This is a genomic window from Halostagnicola alkaliphila, from assembly GCF_055379965.1.
Genome location: NZ_AP043826.1, coordinates 3,024,818 through 3,042,322, shown reverse-complemented (window position 1 = coordinate 3,042,322; position 17,505 = coordinate 3,024,818). Strand labels below are relative to the sequence as shown.

The following is a 17,505-nucleotide window of genomic DNA, read 5'->3' as shown; positions in this document are numbered from 1 at the left end:
GTGTACTGTGTAGAAATCCGTTCATCAGAGTTCACCCAATTGTTGTTTCTTCCGCATCAAGTAGAGGAAGTACGGGCCGCCGATTAGCCCCGTCACGATCCCGACCGGGATCTGAACCGGATTCAGCGCGAGTCGGGCCCCGACATCCGCTGAAATCATCAACGCAGGACCGACGAACAGACAGCCGATCATCAACTTCTTGTGGTTGCTACCGACGAGGTTCCGGACGATGTGTGGAACGATCAATCCAACGAAACTAACGATTCCTGCGACGGCAATGCTCACAGCCGCTGCAAGGACGGCGACGCCTGAAAGCGCAAATCGGATGCGTTCGACGGACATTCCGAGGGATGAGGCAGTATCCTCGCCGAGTAATAGCACATCGAGTTGTCGGGAGCTGAGATACCCGATTCCGACGGCAACGGTCGACCAGGGGAGTGCCATCCTCACTTCCTGCCAACCAACACCTGAAAGGGATCCATTAAGCCACGAGATTGCCTGTTGAACGACACCGATGTCGTCGGTGAACACGAACAACGCTGTCTGGAAGGACCCGGCCACCGTCCCGACGATAACACCTGCTAAAACCAGGCGGACAGGACTCGTTCCGTGGTTCCACGCGATTACGTACACCAGAAGGAATGCGAGGGCACCTCCTGCTGCGGCAATCAACGGAAGGAACGTCGTCAGCCCGGAGAACACCGTCAGAACGAGGAGGATCATAAGGCCCGCTCCGGAAGAAACGCCGAGAATGAACGGGCTCGCAAGCTCGTTTCGAGTGACCGCTTGAAAGACAGTACCGGAAACGGCGAGATTCATTCCCACTATAATCGCAACGATCACGCGCGGCAATCGTAGATCCCACACGATATGCGTCTCGGTGGAGAGTTCAGGTAACTGTTCGACCCGGTATCCGGTGAGCGTCTCTAAGAGCCCCTCTCCGAGGAAGAAGTTCAGCAGCCATCGGTAATCGAAGATGACGGCAGGATCGAATAATGCGCGCCACGCTTGTCCGATTGACATCGAATACGCACCGAAACTTAGCTGAATAAGCCCGCTAAGCACGATTACCGCTGACCCGCCGACACAAACCATGAGTAGCTTTGGGTCGACCATCACTCTTTCCGACCGATTCCGATGGGATGGCGATGCATCCTCGGAATGGACATCAGCCATCGATTTTCCCTCTGGGTTGTACTGGAAGACGTTTTTCTGGATTCGCCTCTGTTGAGAGTAGGATTCTATCGGCCGTTGGTAAGTGAAATGCAGCCGGCTTCAATGCCATATTTTTAGGTGCACCTAAAATACCATATATGCTTTGATTTTGGCTAACCTAAAATACTCGGGTCTAAAACGGATTCGAACTAATTTCCGATTCGATGTATTGCAAATCGCCCACGCCTGCTTCGATTACTCGACTTTCACCCCAATACCGGTCCCGTCTGCCTGCGGCGTGATGATAGCAGTCAGTTCGTCGTGGTTGATGAACGACTCATTGAATCTTTGAACTGCAGCTACTGACGATTGAGTGGTTTCTTCGCTAGCTATTTCAGCGGCCGCGACTTCGCCTCCTCGCAAAAGATTGTCTGCAACGACGACCCCACCGACTGTCAGCAACGGCAGCGATTCACCGAGATACTCCTCGTACTCTTCCTTGATAGCATCGAGGAAAATGAGATCAAATGATCCGCCAAGTTGGGATACCGTCTCCAGTGCGGGTCCTTCGACGATGAACACGGATCCATCGCCCGTCGAAGCCGAGTCGATTTTCGTGGGATCGCTGAGCACTTCGACATCGATGCCATCACGTTGCAGATAGTCGACCGCAGAATCAATCCGTTCGGTGTCAACTTCGGTGGTAACGACGTCAGTTCCCGTCCTCGCAACGTGCAGCGTCGAGTATCCGATGGCTGTTCCGAACTCGAGAGCGCGGTCAGCGCCGGTTGCACGCGCGAGGATCGATTGGAGGCCCGCAACTGAACGACTGGCAATGGGAATCCCATCCTTCCTCGCGTGTTCTTCCATCTCCCTTACGAGATCATCAGCAGCGGGTTCCATCGAATCGAGATATTCGGCTGTTACGTCAGTTTGGATAGTAGACATAGTCCACTAGCTTTAGGTTGGCCTAAATATATTAAACCTGCCGATGTTTAGGGCGGCCTAAATATGATGCAACGGTTCGAGATACGCCGACTTGCTCGAGAGCGTGAAACCGATTCCATGCTCCCAAGCTTCAGGTCACGCGGCCGATTTCAGGTCACACGGCCGTATCGTCCCCTCAAAGGTGGCGTTCGAGGAGTTCGCGACTGCGTTCGATTCTGCGGCGGCGGTCGGCGTCGTCCCGTTCGAACTCGAGTCGCTCCCGTTTGATCGCCCGTCGAATTCGTTTGACGCGATCGTCCTCGAGGGTGCGGCCGGTCGGACGCGTTCCCTCGATCCACTCGTCGACGTGTTCGTGCCGCTGCTCGTCGCCGTAAGTCCCTCCCAGACGCGCCAGTCCCAGTAGTCGGCGACCCCCTCCAAGACGCGCCGCCGCCCACGACGACGACGTCGTACTCGTCGTCGGTCGGTTCTGCGTCCTTCGGGTGCGAATCGGACATACTAGAGATCGATTCAGAAGTCCCCGTTTACGATGTCGCCGACGCGATCACGATCGAACAACTCGCGGTCGATATCGTAGACCTGGTTCGCCGCACGCTCCGTGAGCACGAGGTTCGTAATGGGACCCTGGTACAGCGGCCCGCCGCGGTAGACGTCGTCGTTCTCGACCGCGGTCAGCGAGCTGGCGACGTTGTGTTCTTTCATAAACGAGACGACGGTGTCTTGGAATTCCTCGGCGGTCTTGGCCTCGTTGGCTCGGACCAACAACACGTCGGGATCGATATCGAGCAGCAACTCGTAATCGACCCGCGAACGGCCGGCGTGGAAATCGTCGACCTCCGTCGTCGCGAACGCGTCCTCGACGCCGAGATCCCGCCACTGCTTGAAACTCGTTCCCTCGTCAATGAGGTACGGCGAGAACTCCGTCGGTTGCTCGGCCGGTTGGGGCCACATGATGGCGACCGACGGCCGTTCGTCCTCCGGCGGAACGATCTTCTCGAGTTCGTCCTGAAACTCGTCGTGAACCGCCTCGAAGGCTTCGTAGCGTTCCGTTTCTTGGAACGCCTCCGATAGTTTCTCGAACGCGTCGTACAGCGTCAGGTACTCGTAGTCGTGCCAATCGTAGCCCCGGGAAAAGATGCTGGTTCCGAAAAACGGCGTCCCCGCGGCCTCGATCTGTTCGACGTCCTCTTCGCTCCAGTGATCGGTTCGACCGATGATGAAGTTCGGGTCCATGACGAACACGTCGACGTCCTGGCCCAGCGAGAGGAACTCCTCCGGGTCGAGTTCGCCTTCCCAGAGCGCCGTCATGTCGCTCTTGTCGACGCTCACGCCAGGAATCTCGTCGTACAGCTGGGTGTGATACCGATCGGTGAGGTAGACGGCTTCCGGGGGGTCCTGCCCGAGCGCGACGCCCATATCGGCCCAGCTTCCGTTATTAGCGGCCCAGGTCTCCGGAACTGAGTCGAACTCGACGGTCCCGATGGGCTCCATCGTCACCTCGTAGCCGCCGCTCGATCCGTCGTTGTTTCCATCGTCGGTTCCGTCGTCGGTTATACAACCGGCTACCACCCCGATTCCGGCCACCGCAGCGCTCGATCGAAGCAATTGTCGTCTCGTTCGGTACGTTTCGGTTCCCATATTTTTAGGCTAGCCTAAAAGTTTAAAGCAGTTTCGAAATCGACGGTATCGTTACCGACGTTTAGTCGCGAGCGCTCGTTTCGGAAGGATTTGTAACTCGGGCTCGTGCTGGACGGTCGCCTCGACGCCGAATACGTCCGCCAGCAATTGCTCCGTGACGATCTCCTTGGGCGGTCCCCAGTCGTAGAGCTTCCCGTCGTCCATCGCGATGAGGTAGTCCGCGAACCGAGCCGCCTGAGAGATGTCGTGGAGGACGATAGCGACCGTGACGTCCCGCTGTTCGTTTAACTGACGAACCGTCTCGAGCACGCGAAACTGGTGGTGGAGATCGAGGTACGTCGTCGGCTCGTCGAGCAGGAGGATGTCGGTGTCCTGAGCGAAGACCATCGCGATCCACGCGAGTTGTTTCTGACCGCCGCTGAGTTGTCCGAGTTCCGCGTTCCGAAGGTGATCGATACCCGCGAGGTCGATCGCCCGCTCGACGGCTCGTCGATCCTCCTCGGAGATCCCATCGAAGGCTCCACGGTGTGGATACCGACCGTAATAGACGAGATCCTCGACGGTGAGCGAACTCGCCGAATCGTTTTCCTGGGAGAGAATTCCGAGCTCGCGGGCGATTTCTTTCTGTCCGAACGACCGGAGGTCCTCCCCGTTGAGACGGACAACTCCGCTTTCGGGTTTGAGGTGACTCGAGAGCGCCTTCAGAAGGGTACTCTTTCCGCTGCCGTTCGGACCGACGAGTGCGGTCACCTCTCCCGCCGGAATGTCGACCCGCGTGCAGTCGACGATCGTCTCCTCGATCCCGGGATAGCTCAACTCGAGCGAGTCGCCGACGAGTGCGCTGTCGGCTCCGTCGTCGTGGCGCTCCGAATCGCTATCGATCGGGTCTGTCGCCATCGAATCCGTTCTCGGGGGTACAGACGAAGCCGTTTCGTTCGCGTCGAGTCGCGGTTCGGCGGTCGCCCGTCCGTCGGGCGCCGCGTCGGTGGGGTTCGAACTGTCGTTATCTTGGACCATCAGATTTCACCCATGGAACGTTGTTTTCGCATCAGATAGAGGAAGTACGGGCCGCCGATCAGCCCGGTGACCACGCCGACGGGGATCTGCGTTCCGCCGAGCGCGAGACGGGCGCCGACATCGGCGGTGACCATCAGCGCCGGACCGGCAAACAGACATCCGACCAGGAGGGGACGATAGTCGCTCCCGATCGTGTTTCGTACGATGTGCGGGACGACGAGGCCGAAGAAGCTGACCACGCCCGCGACGGAGATCGCAACGCCGGCAGCGAGGATCGCCACCGCCGAGAGGAGGAATCGGATCAGTTCGACTCGCATGCCGAGCGATCGAGCCGTGCGTTCGCCAAGCAACAATATGTTAAGTTGTCGTGCGCCGGCCAGCGCGAGGACGATCGAGAGGATCGCGGGGAGGAGCGCCATCCGAACCTCACCCCAACCAGTCCCCGTGAGAGATCCGGTGAGCCACGAAATTGCCGTCTGGACGACGCCGAGGTCGTCGGCAAAGAAGAACAGCCCTTGCTGAAGCGACTGGAAAACCATGTTGACGATGACGCCCGCGAGCACGAGCCGCACGGGACTGGTTCCATCCTTCCAAGCGATCACGTAGACGACCAGAAACGCGAGGGTACCGCCGAGGGTTGCGATGAACGGGAGAAACGGTGCGAGCCCGCTGAAGACGACCAGCGTGGCGAGCACGGCGAATCCGGCCCCCGACGAGATGCCCAGTACGAACGGACTCGCGAGTTCGTTTCGAGTCACTCCCTGAAAGATCGCGCCCGAGATCGCAAGCGTGGCACCGGTGATGATCGCGACCAGCACGCGCGGCAACCGCATCTCCCAGACGATGAGTCTGTTCGGCTCCATCTCGGGGAGGTCGCCGCCGAGCAGGAACGCGTTCCAGGCCTCGAGGTTGAACACGATCGTCGGATCGGTCACCGCGCGGACGGCCTCTGGGAACGTCATCGAGTACGAGCCGTACCGTACCTGCACTAATCCCGCGGCGACGGTGATAGCCGCGCTCGCGAGACAAAAGAGCACGAGCTTCCGCGTGACCCAATTCTCTCGGTCCCGACCAGCCGAGCGGTCATCGGTCGCCTGCAATTCTGCCATTCGATTTTAGGTGGTCCTAAAACACGCTTAGTAGTTACGATTTGCGCTGGTCGGGGACTCGAGCAACCGGGTCTGGTGAACCGCTAGACGGCGACGACTTACTACATAAAATCACGTCGCTCGAGGCGTCACGCTGGAACAATCGTGACTGCACCCTCGAGGAATCCGGCGGCGACGAACTGATTGACCGGCCCGGGGAAAACAGCGAGACACTACATCCCGACGCAGTAGGGTGATTTACTAAAGCCTATTCTTTCGATCAATACGCTCTCAGTCTCGAGTACGCAAAGTGGATCATTCGGAAGTTCTGCCACTGAAATCGAAGTCGTGTGAAACAATGCGTCGAGCGAGCATATTTTCGATGAAACTGTCGACACTACAGGTGCCAGACGATTCAGCGACCGTTTGTCCGTTGAGTGGCGTGGTCGGTATGTGTTAGAGCGGTGGGCGAACTGTTCTACCCACTCGTTGGTGCTCGCTCGCCCACTACGAGTTAGGGAAGCGGTCGACGTGTATTGTGCAATGTAGATCACTTCTCGATGACGTTTGGTTCGATCCAGTTGCGCTACCCATTCGCCGCTCCTCGTGCGGAACTCGATCGATCAACCGCTCACTCGTGTGTCTCGAAGCGAACAGCCAATCGTGTGGGCCGGAGCGAACCAATGAGATGATCGGGTCAGTCGCGCTCGAAACATCTTCCGAACCGCTGGCAGGCGCTCGAGTAAAGAATTGCTATCCCGATATACGGTTTATGGCCGCGAGTATTCCTTCGACAACCCTTCGAGAGTCGCGCGTCACGACGTTTTTACGTATCCGGCGGGTACACCGCCCATGGTGCGGAATATCGCCAATCTCTTGCCGGAACTCGAAACCGAGGACTTCTATCTCCTCTCGGGGGTCGAACAGGGGATGCGCTTCTCCGAGTGGGTCCAGCGAGAGAAATTGACGGACTTTTCCGGATTGACTCCGGAGGAGGTCGACTACCGCCTCGAGCGGTGTCTCAAACGCGGATTAGTCGAGAAAAAGACGATCCAGTACGAGGGATACACCCTCCAGTTCGAGGGCTACGATACGCTCGCGTTGCGCGCGCTCGTCGAAGGCGACACGATTTCGGAGTTCGGATCGCCGCTGGGCGTCGGCAAGGAAAGCGACGTCTACGAGGTCAAATCGTACAAACCGCTTGCGCTGAAGTATCACCGCGAGGGCTATACGAACTTTCGAGAGGTCCACAAAGAGCGCGATTACACCGCCGATAACGATCACGTCTCCTGGATGTACACCGCCCGAAAAGCCGCCGAACGGGAACACGACATCCTCGAGTCCCTGTATCCTGACGTATCGGTTCCGCGTCCGATCGAACAGAACCGCCACGCCATCGTCATGGAGAAGATGGACGGCGTCGAACTCTCCCAGACCAAACTCGAGGACGAACAGGTTCGGGGCGTGCTCGACCTCCTGTTGCAAGAGCTCACTCGAGCCTACGAGCTCGGCTACGTCCACGCCGATATGAGCGAGTACAACGTTTTCGTCAGCGAAGCGGGGATAAAAATCTTCGACTGGCCCCAGTCCGTCCCAACGGACCACGAAAACGCGACGACGTTCCTTCGACGGGACGTGAAGAATATCGTGGGCTATTTCCGCCGAAAGTATCCGAATCACGTTTCGGACGATCTCGAGAGTGATCGGGCCGCGGACGCGATCGCCGACGGTTCCTTCGAGTCGATCGCGGATCTCGAATAGCGGCGTTTTGGCCGAAGTACTGAATGGAGCTTCTTCCCGATGTCGGAACTGTAAGCCTTCGAGGCGGCGGAACCGACTTCGAGCAGTCGAACGTTCTTGTCGCGGCGCTACACCGCGCTCGAGTCGATGTCGTTGATCTGGACGAAGCCGTATTCACAATCCGGACAGTGCCACTTGATCTTCTCGCCGAGGTGCAGAGTCGTACTGGCGGCGCGGTAGAAGGTTTTGACCCCACACTCCGGGCACTCGTGTTCGAGTTCCTGGGACATACGAGACGATAACGAACGAACCGAGTTTAACGTACTGATTTTGAGCACGACGTTCTGGACTTGGTTATACAATAAACCCCATAACGCTATACAAAAGTACGGTACTCTCCGAACGCGTTTTCGGATTCCATCTCGAGCCGGCAACGGGACATTATCGTATCGAACTCTCGGTGGAAACGACGGACACGAAGTGGAGTAATCGTCACGCATCTTTGGAAGTGTGCCGGAGCGCCCACCGACGATGGACGGAGATAATTCAGCTGTCTTTCCTTCGTCTATCGGAGGCACGAAGAATATTAAAACTGTTCTTTATAGTAACAATTTTAAACAACAAATACGGTACTGATAGCATGGAGCTCTCACGACGAAGGGTCCTCGAAGCCGGTACAGGGGCGATATCGATGGCTGTGCTCGCCGGATGCGCGTCCGACGATGCGTCCGAAGAGACTGACGACGGTACCGAAACGACGGGCGACGGTGATGATGACTCCGAGTCAGAGCCCGATTCCGAGCCGGAGGAACACACGCTCGAGTTACTCGTCGAAGAGAACGTCGATCACGAACACGCGTGTCTCCATTCCGACTTCGACGATCGGACGCCGCTTTCGGCCGGTGACTCGGGCGAAGATGCACCAACGGAAGACGAGACGCACGTGATCTGGGAGGTGACCTACGAAGGCGATGAGGGGTACGTCGCGTTCGACGCCGACGCTCACGAGTACGACGGCCCGTTCGTCTTCTACACGGCTGAGGGGTCGGTTGAACCCGACGAGGGTACCGAAGAAGAACGCGACGCGGTCGACGATGACGAGTGCGAGACACTCGAGGAGTACGTCGTGGTCGAGACGCCCGACGACGGACGGATCGTCCTCGAAGTACAATCGTCGTAGGTCAGCCAGCGCTGGCGAGAACTGTTTTTTGACATCGAACACAGCCCGTTACTCGAGAGTGTCCAGTACGTTGCTACCCGTTTCCGTTCCGAACCACCCTCGTTCCAGATCGGATTTGGAACAGATCCGCTCCGTTCTAAATCTCTCCGTTCTGAATTGCTCCGTTTTGAACCGCTCCGGTCCGTAATCGGCGAGTTTCTCTCTCCGCGTGAAACTACGTTGCTCCGAGCGCGCGCTTTAACGACGGGAGATTGATCTCTTCCATCTGTTCGATCCAGCCGTATCCGGCATCGCTCCACTCTTGAGTGGTCCCTTCGACCGGTGACAGCGGCTCGTAGTGCTCCGCGTCGGTTTCCTCGAGGAGCACCTCGACCATTTGGGGGATCTCCTCGTCGGGATTTTGGGTTTCGAAGGGGTCATACAGGATCGTTTCGATATCGTGCTCCTCGACGAGTTCGATCATTTCGGAGATGTCCGCGCTGGTTTCTGCTTCGTCGGGTGAGATCCCGACGGGCGTGTGTAACTCGAAGTCATAGCGAGTTTCAATGTACTGATACGAATCGTGACCCGCGAAGACGGCAACGTCCCGACTCGCGTTTTCGGCGAGCGCTTCGAACTGCGCGTCGATATCCTCGAGTTCTTCGACGTACGCTCGCGCGTTTTCCTCGTACAGTTCGGTGTTGTCCGGATCCGCGTCACCGAGGCCCTCTGCGATGGTCATCACCACGTCCTGGGCGATGACCGGATCGACCCAGACGTGCGGATCGGGGTACTCCGGCGCGTCCGTCTCCTCGAGTTCCTCGACGACCGAGACCAACATCGCTTCGTCGCTCGTATCCCAGACAACGTCCCCGTTGGCGACCAGTTCGAACACGATTCGCGCCTGCGTCGGTTCGTGGCCGTCAAAGACGACGTTGTCCCCTCGAGACTCGATTTCGAGGTCGTCGTCTGCCTCCTCGACGAAACTGGCCTCGAGCTGGAACTGTTCGTCGTCGCCGATCGGCAAGACTCGGCCCTCGTCGTCCTCGAATATCCCCGTAATCACGACCTCACTATCGAGGGGAATATCTGGGACGCCGCCGTGCCAGTGGTCGATATGCCAGTAGGCGATTTCATTACCCGTTCGCTGGTTGTAGACATCGAACCCCTCAATTTCGAGGTCGTTCGGGTCGAAATCGTACTCCGCTGGCTCGCGGTCGATATCTCCGTCAGAATCCATCTCCAGAAGCTGGTTCTCGAGTCCGTCCATGCCGTCGATCAGCGTGAGATCGTCGTAATCGCGTTCGAACTCGGCCGCGTACTCCTGGGCCCACGGAAACTCGTCTGTGTCGAGGTAGATGAATACGTTCGAGTCCGCGATGTTTCGCTGGAGGTCGCTCGGCGGTTCCCACCCGTGGCCCATCTCGCCGGTCTCGATCGCATTCTCGAAATCGATCTGGCCGTCTGCGATCTCCTCCGCCCAATCCCAGAGTGGAAAGAACGCGGCGTATCCCCCCTCTGATTGGCTCTCGTCCGGCTCGCCGAGACAGCCGGCGATCGTTCCGAGTGCAATAGCGCCTCCGCCTGCTTTCACCATCGAACGGCGTGTCAGGTTCATACGAACGTGTGTGAGCAAGCACATAAATATGTTATTATCTTGACCTGGTGTATTATTAAACACGGCTAATTTTGATAGAGTGTTTACTATGATGTGGCGATTGATGTTCGAGGGTATCGAGGGATGCCTGTTCTTGACGATGGCACGCTCGCCTAGCAACACGACGACGGACAGTTCGTTTTTACACCGCCGACGGGTCGACACCCCTTCACGTCGGGACCGAAATTGGGGGTAAGCCTGTCGGCGATGGCGACTGTGCCTACCTAGACGAATACATCGAAGTCGGACCCGACGACGGGGTGATCGTTCTCGAATTCCAACCCCCGTAATTACTTTTCACAACCGTTTTCGCCGTTCTGTGGTGGAAAATACAGCCATTTCTGGATGTCTACAACACCTCTCAATTGGTGTACCGACTGTTATTAAACTCCTCAAATGAAATAGTTCTAGTTGTTAATACTGTATTAGTCCATAACAATTTTATAGATGACCAATAGACCGGTGTATTGTATGACTCATAACACAATTGAACATTCACTGCCAGAAAACGTACTCAAAGTAGGATTGATTCTGTTCGTCGCGATGGCACTCACAGGGCTCCTATTCGCGACAGGTCCTGTCGCTGCTGAAGAAGATGGGGAGGAAGACGACTCACTCAATATCAACGAGTTTGAACTTCAGCAGGATGGTGAGGTCGTCGCATCGGTCGATGGGAACGAGTGGGATGGCGAACTGCCGGAAATCAAAGATCCACCGGGGGAGAGATACGGTGGTTTCGTTGCAGTTGATCTCGATGCTGTAGCCGTCGATGAAGACGATAACGAGATTGACCTCGGTGAAGAAGCCGGGTATGATCTCAGAGCCGAGCCACAAGACGAAACTGCTGAAGAACTACTGAGTATCGAGGACCACGGAGACAGTGTCGTACTGGACGGTGAAGGACATGGCACAGTCGATGTCGTCTTCCAGATCCGCGACGCGGATGGCGTCGCGTACGAGACGCCCGTCACTACTGTCGACGTTGACGTACCGCCGGGGGTGAATTTCCTCGCGGAGACAGATATTGATCACGACCATGCTGCTTTCCACGGCGAGGTGGATTCCCGAACTGCGGTCGAGGGCGGTGATTCACCCGGTGATGGACCAGTACTGGAGGACGACCACGTATACTGGAACGTTACGTACGACGGCAGTGCAGGCTACGTGACGTTCGACACTACAGAACACGACTCAGGATATGAAGGTCCGTTCGTCTTCTACGTCGCCAATGGTGCAGCGGAACCTGTCAACGCGAACGTCATTGAGCGCGACGAAGTCGGCGAAATTGAGGGGGCTGGGAACGTATACGAGACTGACACCATCGAAGAATACATCGAGGTCGAAACGCCTGACGACGGGCAAATCGACTTCATAGTTAGTCAAGATCCGAGTGCTGTCGGCACGACCGAAGTAGGATACGACGTTGCGGGAATCGTTTCCGATGACGAACCGCTGCCAGTATCAGCAACCGCGCTGAACGACGAAGACGGGAATCAGATTACCGATGAGGGTGCGACAGTACAGTTGGTCCGTGACGACGAGGTTCTCGCGGAAGAATCCGATGTTGCCATCGAAGATGGCGAACTCACCGAGGCGACAATCGATACCACGACGATCGATGAAGGGGTCGAGCCCGGTCCAGCAACTGTCGTCATCGACGGAGTCGAAACCGGATTCGAAGGCCAGGTCGAACTCGTTCACGAAGTCCGATCCCTCGAGGAGGGATTCAACACGGAGTCGATCCCGCAGGCCGCGACACTCTACACTGAGGGCGTCAATTCGATCAACCAGTGGGACACTGAGGCGGAAAGCTACGTCAGTCTCGGTGAGAACTACGACGAGGACGACGTCATCGATTCGCCCGGTGCGCTCCACCGTGGGCTGTACGTCGACGCCGACAGCGATGCACGGTTCGGCTACGAATTCGAGACGACCGAGGTCCCGACGCCCGGTGGGATCGAACTCGAGAACGGCTGGCATCTCGCGAGTTCGAACTTCGCACTGGGTGAAGACGAAAGCACGCGCGACCTCGAGGACGACCTCGTGAATATCGATGCCGGTGGCGATGGAATCACCGTCTTTGACGAACAGCAGCGAACGCAGCTTGGGACGTCGTCGTCGATCGAGGGGGACGATACCTACTGGGTCTACGTCGACGAACCCGACCGGAACGTTCGCGGGATCGTAGACCCGAACTACGACGCGTCCGTTCGCTCGAGCGTTCTCGAGGGGGAAACAGCCGATAAAGACGCAGACGGCGACGTGACCGAGGACGGAGACAATTCCGAGGAAACCACTGGCGATGCGGAGGGTGACGACGTGGACACTGCTCCCGACGAAACAGACGATACGTCTGACGCAGAATCTGCCGACTCACATCCTGACGACGATCTCGAGGAGGCGACCGATGCTGGTGCCGAGGATGACAGTAGCAACGAGACTGCCGACAGCGAAATGACGGACGAAACGAGCGACGAGGACCGTGAATAACCGTCGTGTGGCAGTTTTCCGAATGCCAATGAACTATCTACGACCGCCCGCAGTAGCGTTGGTAGTAGTGTTTGCCGTCGTCGTCGGTGGTGGTATTGTTGCAGCGCAGGACGGTGCACCTGGTGAGCCGGCGAGCTTCTACGGCGATGCTATCGACGAAGACGGGACGGACGTTCCCACCGGGACGACCATCGTCGCCGTGGTCGGCGGCGACGTCGCCGGAGAGATCACCGTCGAGACGGACGGCGAGTACGGCGGTTCGGGAGCTTTCGACGAGAAGCTGAGCCTCGACAGCGCCGCTGGCGAGAACGTCACCATCCACATCGGCGATGCTGCTGGGCCGGACGCAGTTGAGGGGCCGATCGACCTCGAATCCGGGACTACCGAACAGTCACTGACCTTTCCGGCCGGAGCGTTCGACTACGAACCGTCCGATCCCGAGCCGACACTCGAGGCCGTCGAGCTCGAGCTCGACGCGACCGACCTCGAGCCCGGCGAGGCGACCGAGGTGACAGTTACGGCAATCTTCGACGACGGGACGACCGAAAACGTCACCGACGAGGCGACGCTCTCGAGCGAGGACGACGGCATCGCGTCCGTCGACGGAACGACGGTCGAGGGAGAAGCCGACGGCGACGTGTCCATCGTCGCCGAGTACAGCACGGACGGGACGGCCGACGAGGTCGAGCTCACGGTCGAATCCGACTCCGGCTCCGGTCCCGGGACGGATCCCGATCCTGAGCCGGAGCCCGAACCGGAACCCGAACCGGTGACGTACACTCTCGAACTTCTCGGCGAGAGGAACGTCGACCACGATCACGCCTGCACCCATGGGGACTACGACGAACGCACGCCCCTCGAGGCTGGCGATTCACCCGGTTCCGGGACGGTCGTGGACGATGACCACGTCGTCTGGGAGGTCACCTACGAAGGCGACGACGGCTACGTCACGTTCGACGCCGAACCCTTCGAGTACTCTAACGAGTCGTTCGTCTTCTACACGGCCTTCGGATCCGCCGACCCGGTCGACGCGGAGGTCTTAGAGCGCGGCGGCGTCGACGACGAGGAGTACTGCGATACGCTCGACGAGTATATCGATGTCGAGACGCCCGATGACGAAACGATAGATCTCGAACTCACTGGCGGCGAACCCGTCGACGGCGGTTTGAGTCCTGGTACGGGACCAGGCGCGGGATCCCCACTCGAGGCCGCGTTCGACATCGAGCCGTCGAACCCCGTCGTCGGAGAAACGGTGACCCTCGACGCCGGAAACACCACGGGCGACGATATCGACGCCTACGACTGGACGGTCGGCAACGAGGAGGTAAGTGGAGAACGGACGAACGTCACCCTGGAATCGACCGGCGAGACGGAGATCGAACTGACCGTCGAGAACGACGACGGCGAGACGGATACGAGTACGAGGGCGGTCAACGTGTCGGTAACTGCCAACTCTCTCGAGGTAACTGAGATCGAAGCGCCCGAGGAGGCGACTGCGGGCGACCCGCTCGAGATTACGGCAACAGTCGAAAATGCGGACGAGATGAACGTTACGGATCAGGTCACTTACGAGTTCGATGGCTCGGTGCGCGAGGAGGAATCTTTGAACCTCAGCGGTGGAACGTCGGAAACGCTTTCGTTTACCGTCGACGCTCCGGACGAACCGGGGACGTATCGCCACGCGGTCGAGACGGACGCGAACAGTCGCAACGCGACTACGACGGTCGAGCCCGACCGAGCGGACGAGTCGGAACGGTCGGACGACGAACCGGACGGAAGTGAACGGGACGACGAGGCCCGCGGCGATGACCCGGACGGGAGTGAACTGCAAGACGACGATGAGACAGGTGACGACGAGACGGCTGACGACGGGATCCCGGGATTCACCGTCCCGGCTGCGATCGCGGCGTTCGCTGCCCTCCTCTCGATGAGTCGGTTACGGAGATCGAATTGACCCTCTCGAGACTGCGTCACGATTTCGACGGTCGGATTCGATGCGGCCCGCTCGAGCTGTTGTCGATCGGGATTGAAAGGAAGTCTTAAGTCGAAAGCGGCGATACAATCGCCTGCGGGTTGGTGATCTAGTCCGGTTATGATACCTCCTTCACACGGAGGAAGTCGGCAGTTCAAATCTGCCCCAACCCACTACTTTTGCTGCGAGCAACTCCGCGAGCACCAAAATCGTTATGTTGGGCAGTTTGAACTAAGCAAGTCATGCGCAGCGACGCGAGCATGTCTTGCAGCAGTTCAAATCTGTCCCAACCCATTTCTCAGCGACATCATGCGACGAGCGGAGCGAGGCGCTCGTCGCTGAGAAATTGTCACGGGAGATTTGAATCAGGGAGTGAAGCGAACAGAGTGAGCGGAACGACCGTGGTTCAAATCTGTCCCAACCCATTTCTGACGATATAACAACGACGAGCGGAGCCGTGAGCGAAGCGAGGAGTTCGTGTCGTCAGAAATTGTCACGAGCAATTTGAACGAGATAAGTCGCAGTCCGGGAAGCGAACCAAATGAGCGACCCGGAACGTCTTGGCGTTGTTCAAATCTGCCCCAACCCACTTACTCCGTTGCTAGAATCGAACACCCCCTCAATCGAGTTGTTCGCCGCAATGTGGGCAGTACTCCCGATCGCTCCTCCCCACTACCTGATTGTTTAGCCTCTTCGATGAACCCCGAGGCGAGAATCGACGCGGGCAACGCGAACAGGCCGATTCCACCCTCGTGGTCACGCCCGACGACGAGACGATCCTGATCGATACGGGCGACTGGCGACAGGACGGCTCCGACGTGATCTCGTACCTCGTATCCGAGGATATCGACCGCATCGACCATCTCGTCGCGACCCACGCCCACGCCGATCATATCGGGGGCCACGCCGCGGTGATCGAACACTTCGAAACCGAAGGCACGGCATAGGGAACGTCTACGATTCCGGCGTCCCGCACGACTCACAGACCTACGAGAACTATCTGGACGCCGTCGACGAGCACGGTCACGAGCTGTTGATCGTCGAGGAGGGCGACGAGTTGCCGATCGAGGATTCGGACGTCGACGGACTCGTCTTGAACCCGCAGGGGGACGACTCGTCCGACGACATGCATTACAACAGCGTGGGTATAGCACTCGAGTTCGGCGAGTTCCGGTACCTGACGACCGGTGACGCCGAAGACGACGCGGAAAACGACATGGTTTCTGAGCGCGAATCGGACCTCGAGTCCGACGTCTATCAGGCCGGACACCACGGTTCATCGACGTCGTCGACGCCGACGTTTATGGACGCCGTCGATCCGGATATCGCCGTCGTCTCGAGCGATTACGACTCCCAGTACGGTCACCCGGACGAGGTAGTGCTCGAGCGGTACGCGGAGATGGGAATCGAGACCTACTGGACCGGCGTCCATAGCGATATCGTCGTCGCGACAGACGGCGACGACGCGAGCGTGGAGACGAGCGACGCGTTTCCGAACGATCCCGAGGCGTTGCTCGAGGAGAAACCGGACGACGACAGCGACGCCAGCTTGATTTCCCCCAGTCACCGGTGGTTGAAGCCACTGGATCGCTTGTTTCCGGATGATGAACGGGGAATTCACCGCGACGATCGATCGAATTGTCGACGGCGAGACGGCCGTCGTGTTGGTCGAGGACGACGGCGACGTGAAAGAACAGTTCGACGTTCCCGTCGAACGGCTCCCGCCCGACGCGCGCGAGGACGGCGGCGTGCTATCCGTAACGGTCGATGACGGAGCGTTGGTCGACCTCGAGTACTCGCCGGATACGACCTGCGAGCGGCGGGAGTCCGCCGAGGAGAAACTCGACCGCCTCTCGAAGCGGCTGTCCGAGGAGTAGTCGGTATTCTCGGAGCGGGGATCGATTCACCACCGCCTTCGGAGCAAGCCTTTATTTCCCCTGCCGGTGGCGTTAGCACCGCAATGCCGACGTACGTCACCCTCTGGGAGTTCACGGCACAAGGCGCACAGGCCGTCAGAGACAGCCCGGAGCGCGTCGATCGAATCGAGGAACTGTTCGACGAGATGGGCGGGCAACTCGAGGCGTTTTACTTGCTGATGGGACGGTACGACACGATTACTATCAGCGAGTTTCCCGACGACGAAACGGCCGCGCAGGCGGTTCTCGCGGTCACCGAAAAGGGGAATGTCAGTTCCGAGACCCTCAAGGCGTTCTCGAGAGAGCAGACGAGAGAACTACTCGAGGGGATTCCGTAGATATCGATTCGGATTTGAGGTGGAGCAACAAATTGACACGAAATCTCGAGTCGAACGGAAAGACGAACCGAAAACGGCGTCGACCGAGCCGGTTACTGAATGGAGAAGCCAGCCGCCACGGTAAGCAAGAACACCATGAATACCGCCACAGTCATCATATAGCTGATCGCCCGGGGTTCTTCGATGAGGTGCTGGAAGTAGCCGGCGATCAGGAGGGACTTGATTACCGCGAGTAGCATGACCCCGCTTATCGCCGTCCAGTAGTCGAAGTCGAATTCGAAGAATACGAACTTCGCAGTACCCAGTACGAGCAACACCACGTAAATGATCGCGTAGGTCCGAACACTCGCCATTGATTGGTGATTGGGGCTGAAGGCCACTTATAGC

At 58.2% G+C, this 17,505-nt stretch carries 15 protein-coding genes, 1 tRNA gene and 1 pseudogene; 9 read left to right on the top strand and 8 right to left on the bottom strand.

The genetic code is table 11. The features are described 5' to 3' along the window. Nucleotides 1-24 precede the first annotated feature (24 nt). Both ACZ5C7_RS20595 and ACZ5C7_RS20590 read right to left on the bottom strand, forming a co-directional pair. Nucleotides 25-1,176, bottom strand: coding sequence for a FecCD family ABC transporter permease (locus ACZ5C7_RS20595; RefSeq protein ID WP_464378122.1), 1,152 nt, complete (start codon nucleotides 1,174-1,176; stop codon nucleotides 25-27). A gap of 234 nt (nucleotides 1,177-1,410) precedes the next feature. After that, a complete protein-coding gene (locus tag ACZ5C7_RS20590) occupies nucleotides 1,411-2,103 on the bottom strand; it encodes an O-methyltransferase (protein WP_464378121.1) in 693 nt (230 codons plus the stop codon). A 181-nt stretch (nucleotides 2,104-2,284) separates the two neighbouring features. On the opposite strand from ACZ5C7_RS20590, the gene ACZ5C7_RS20585 reads away from it, so the two are divergent. Next, nucleotides 2,285-2,506, top strand: a complete 222-nt coding sequence (locus ACZ5C7_RS20585; RefSeq protein WP_464378120.1) for a hypothetical protein — start codon at nucleotides 2,285-2,287, stop codon at nucleotides 2,504-2,506. A gap of 107 nt (nucleotides 2,507-2,613) precedes the next feature. Here ACZ5C7_RS20585 and ACZ5C7_RS20580 read toward each other — a convergent pair whose 3' ends face one another. The 3 genes from ACZ5C7_RS20580 to ACZ5C7_RS20570 form a co-directional block, all read right to left on the bottom strand. Further along, on the bottom strand, nucleotides 2,614-3,741 hold the full coding sequence (locus ACZ5C7_RS20580; RefSeq protein WP_464378119.1) for an ABC transporter substrate-binding protein: 1,128 nt from the start codon (nucleotides 3,739-3,741) through the stop codon (nucleotides 2,614-2,616). Between the two features lie 51 nt (nucleotides 3,742-3,792). After that, complete coding sequence (locus ACZ5C7_RS20575; RefSeq protein ID WP_464378488.1) at nucleotides 3,793-4,638, bottom strand: ABC transporter ATP-binding protein; 846 nt, start codon at nucleotides 4,636-4,638, stop codon at nucleotides 3,793-3,795. Nucleotides 4,639-4,757: 119 nt separating this feature from the next. Then, on the bottom strand, nucleotides 4,758-5,867 hold the full coding sequence (locus tag ACZ5C7_RS20570) for a FecCD family ABC transporter permease (RefSeq protein WP_464378118.1): 1,110 nt from the start codon (nucleotides 5,865-5,867) through the stop codon (nucleotides 4,758-4,760). Between the two features lie 831 nt (nucleotides 5,868-6,698). Between ACZ5C7_RS20570 and ACZ5C7_RS20565 the strand changes: the two genes are divergently transcribed. After that, the gene (locus ACZ5C7_RS20565) at nucleotides 6,699-7,607 is read left to right on the top strand and encodes a serine/threonine-protein kinase RIO2 (protein ID WP_464378117.1); all 909 of its coding nucleotides are present in this window, start codon (nucleotides 6,699-6,701) and stop codon (nucleotides 7,605-7,607) included. Nucleotides 7,608-7,714: 107 nt separating this feature from the next. Here ACZ5C7_RS20565 and ACZ5C7_RS20560 read toward each other — a convergent pair whose 3' ends face one another. Beyond that, nucleotides 7,715-7,876, bottom strand: coding sequence for a DUF7838 family putative zinc beta-ribbon protein (locus ACZ5C7_RS20560; RefSeq protein WP_464378116.1), 162 nt, complete (start codon nucleotides 7,874-7,876; stop codon nucleotides 7,715-7,717). A gap of 350 nt (nucleotides 7,877-8,226) precedes the next feature. Here ACZ5C7_RS20560 and ACZ5C7_RS20555 point away from each other — a divergent pair, with 350 nt between their 5' ends. Continuing rightward, nucleotides 8,227-8,766: a hypothetical protein gene (locus ACZ5C7_RS20555; RefSeq protein WP_464378115.1), complete on the top strand. Its 540-nt coding sequence runs from the start codon at nucleotides 8,227-8,229 to the stop codon at nucleotides 8,764-8,766. A 214-nt stretch (nucleotides 8,767-8,980) separates the two neighbouring features. Here the strand turns inward: ACZ5C7_RS20555 and ACZ5C7_RS20550 are convergent, their stop codons facing one another. Next, nucleotides 8,981-10,363, bottom strand: coding sequence for a metal ABC transporter solute-binding protein, Zn/Mn family (locus ACZ5C7_RS20550; RefSeq protein ID WP_464378114.1), 1,383 nt, complete (start codon nucleotides 10,361-10,363; stop codon nucleotides 8,981-8,983). A gap of 510 nt (nucleotides 10,364-10,873) precedes the next feature. Here ACZ5C7_RS20550 and ACZ5C7_RS20545 point away from each other — a divergent pair. The 6 genes and pseudogenes from ACZ5C7_RS20545 to ACZ5C7_RS20520 all read left to right on the top strand — a co-directional run bounded on the left by ACZ5C7_RS20545 (nucleotide 10,874) and on the right by ACZ5C7_RS20520 (nucleotide 17,118). Continuing rightward, nucleotides 10,874-12,892: a hypothetical protein gene (locus ACZ5C7_RS20545; protein ID WP_464378113.1), complete on the top strand. Its 2,019-nt coding sequence runs from the start codon at nucleotides 10,874-10,876 to the stop codon at nucleotides 12,890-12,892. A gap of 28 nt (nucleotides 12,893-12,920) precedes the next feature. Beyond that, nucleotides 12,921-14,846 (top strand): PKD domain-containing protein, encoded by a 1,926-nt coding sequence (locus tag ACZ5C7_RS20540; protein ID WP_464378112.1) that lies wholly within the window; start codon nucleotides 12,921-12,923, stop codon nucleotides 14,844-14,846. A 116-nt stretch (nucleotides 14,847-14,962) separates the two neighbouring features. Further along, nucleotides 14,963-15,037, top strand: a tRNA-Val gene (locus tag ACZ5C7_RS20535). Between the two features lie 507 nt (nucleotides 15,038-15,544). Then, nucleotides 15,545-16,425, top strand: a pseudogene (locus tag ACZ5C7_RS20530) (ComEC/Rec2 family competence protein); the annotation flags it as partial. Nucleotides 16,426-16,468: 43 nt separating this feature from the next. Next, nucleotides 16,469-16,741, top strand: a complete 273-nt coding sequence (locus ACZ5C7_RS20525) for a DUF3006 domain-containing protein (protein ID WP_464378111.1) — start codon at nucleotides 16,469-16,471, stop codon at nucleotides 16,739-16,741. Between the two features lie 83 nt (nucleotides 16,742-16,824). After that, nucleotides 16,825-17,118, top strand: coding sequence for a GYD domain-containing protein (locus ACZ5C7_RS20520; RefSeq protein ID WP_464378110.1), 294 nt, complete (start codon nucleotides 16,825-16,827; stop codon nucleotides 17,116-17,118). Between the two features lie 92 nt (nucleotides 17,119-17,210). Here ACZ5C7_RS20520 and ACZ5C7_RS20515 read toward each other — a convergent pair whose 3' ends face one another. Further along, nucleotides 17,211-17,471 (bottom strand): cytochrome C oxidase subunit IV family protein, encoded by a 261-nt coding sequence (locus tag ACZ5C7_RS20515; RefSeq protein ID WP_464378109.1) that lies wholly within the window; start codon nucleotides 17,469-17,471, stop codon nucleotides 17,211-17,213. Nucleotides 17,472-17,505: the final 34 nt, after the last annotated feature.

Bases quoted from the DNA above. Each gene is read 5' to 3' on its own strand.
- ACZ5C7_RS20550 (WP_464378114.1), bottom strand. From the start codon at position 10,363: ATGAACCTGACACGCCGTTCGATGGTGAAAGCAGGCGGAGGCGCTATT.
- ACZ5C7_RS20575 (WP_464378488.1), bottom strand. From the start codon at position 4,638: ATGGCGACAGACCCGATCGATAGCGATTCGGAGCGCCACGACGACGGA.
- ACZ5C7_RS20570 (WP_464378118.1), bottom strand. From the start codon at position 5,867: ATGGCAGAATTGCAGGCGACCGATGACCGCTCGGCTGGTCGGGACCGA.
- ACZ5C7_RS20560 (WP_464378116.1), bottom strand. From the start codon at position 7,876: ATGTCCCAGGAACTCGAACACGAGTGCCCGGAGTGTGGGGTCAAAACC.
- ACZ5C7_RS20520 (WP_464378110.1), top strand. From the start codon at position 16,825: ATGCCGACGTACGTCACCCTCTGGGAGTTCACGGCACAAGGCGCACAG.
- ACZ5C7_RS20595 (WP_464378122.1), bottom strand. From the start codon at position 1,176: ATGGCTGATGTCCATTCCGAGGATGCATCGCCATCCCATCGGAATCGG.
- ACZ5C7_RS20545 (WP_464378113.1), top strand. From the start codon at position 10,874: ATGACTCATAACACAATTGAACATTCACTGCCAGAAAACGTACTCAAA.
- ACZ5C7_RS20525 (WP_464378111.1), top strand. From the start codon at position 16,469: ATGAACGGGGAATTCACCGCGACGATCGATCGAATTGTCGACGGCGAG.
- ACZ5C7_RS20580 (WP_464378119.1), bottom strand. From the start codon at position 3,741: ATGGGAACCGAAACGTACCGAACGAGACGACAATTGCTTCGATCGAGC.
- ACZ5C7_RS20515 (WP_464378109.1), bottom strand. From the start codon at position 17,471: ATGGCGAGTGTTCGGACCTACGCGATCATTTACGTGGTGTTGCTCGTA.
- ACZ5C7_RS20540 (WP_464378112.1), top strand. From the start codon at position 12,921: ATGAACTATCTACGACCGCCCGCAGTAGCGTTGGTAGTAGTGTTTGCC.
- ACZ5C7_RS20555 (WP_464378115.1), top strand. From the start codon at position 8,227: ATGGAGCTCTCACGACGAAGGGTCCTCGAAGCCGGTACAGGGGCGATA.
- ACZ5C7_RS20565 (WP_464378117.1), top strand. From the start codon at position 6,699: ATGGTGCGGAATATCGCCAATCTCTTGCCGGAACTCGAAACCGAGGAC.
- ACZ5C7_RS20590 (WP_464378121.1), bottom strand. From the start codon at position 2,103: ATGTCTACTATCCAAACTGACGTAACAGCCGAATATCTCGATTCGATG.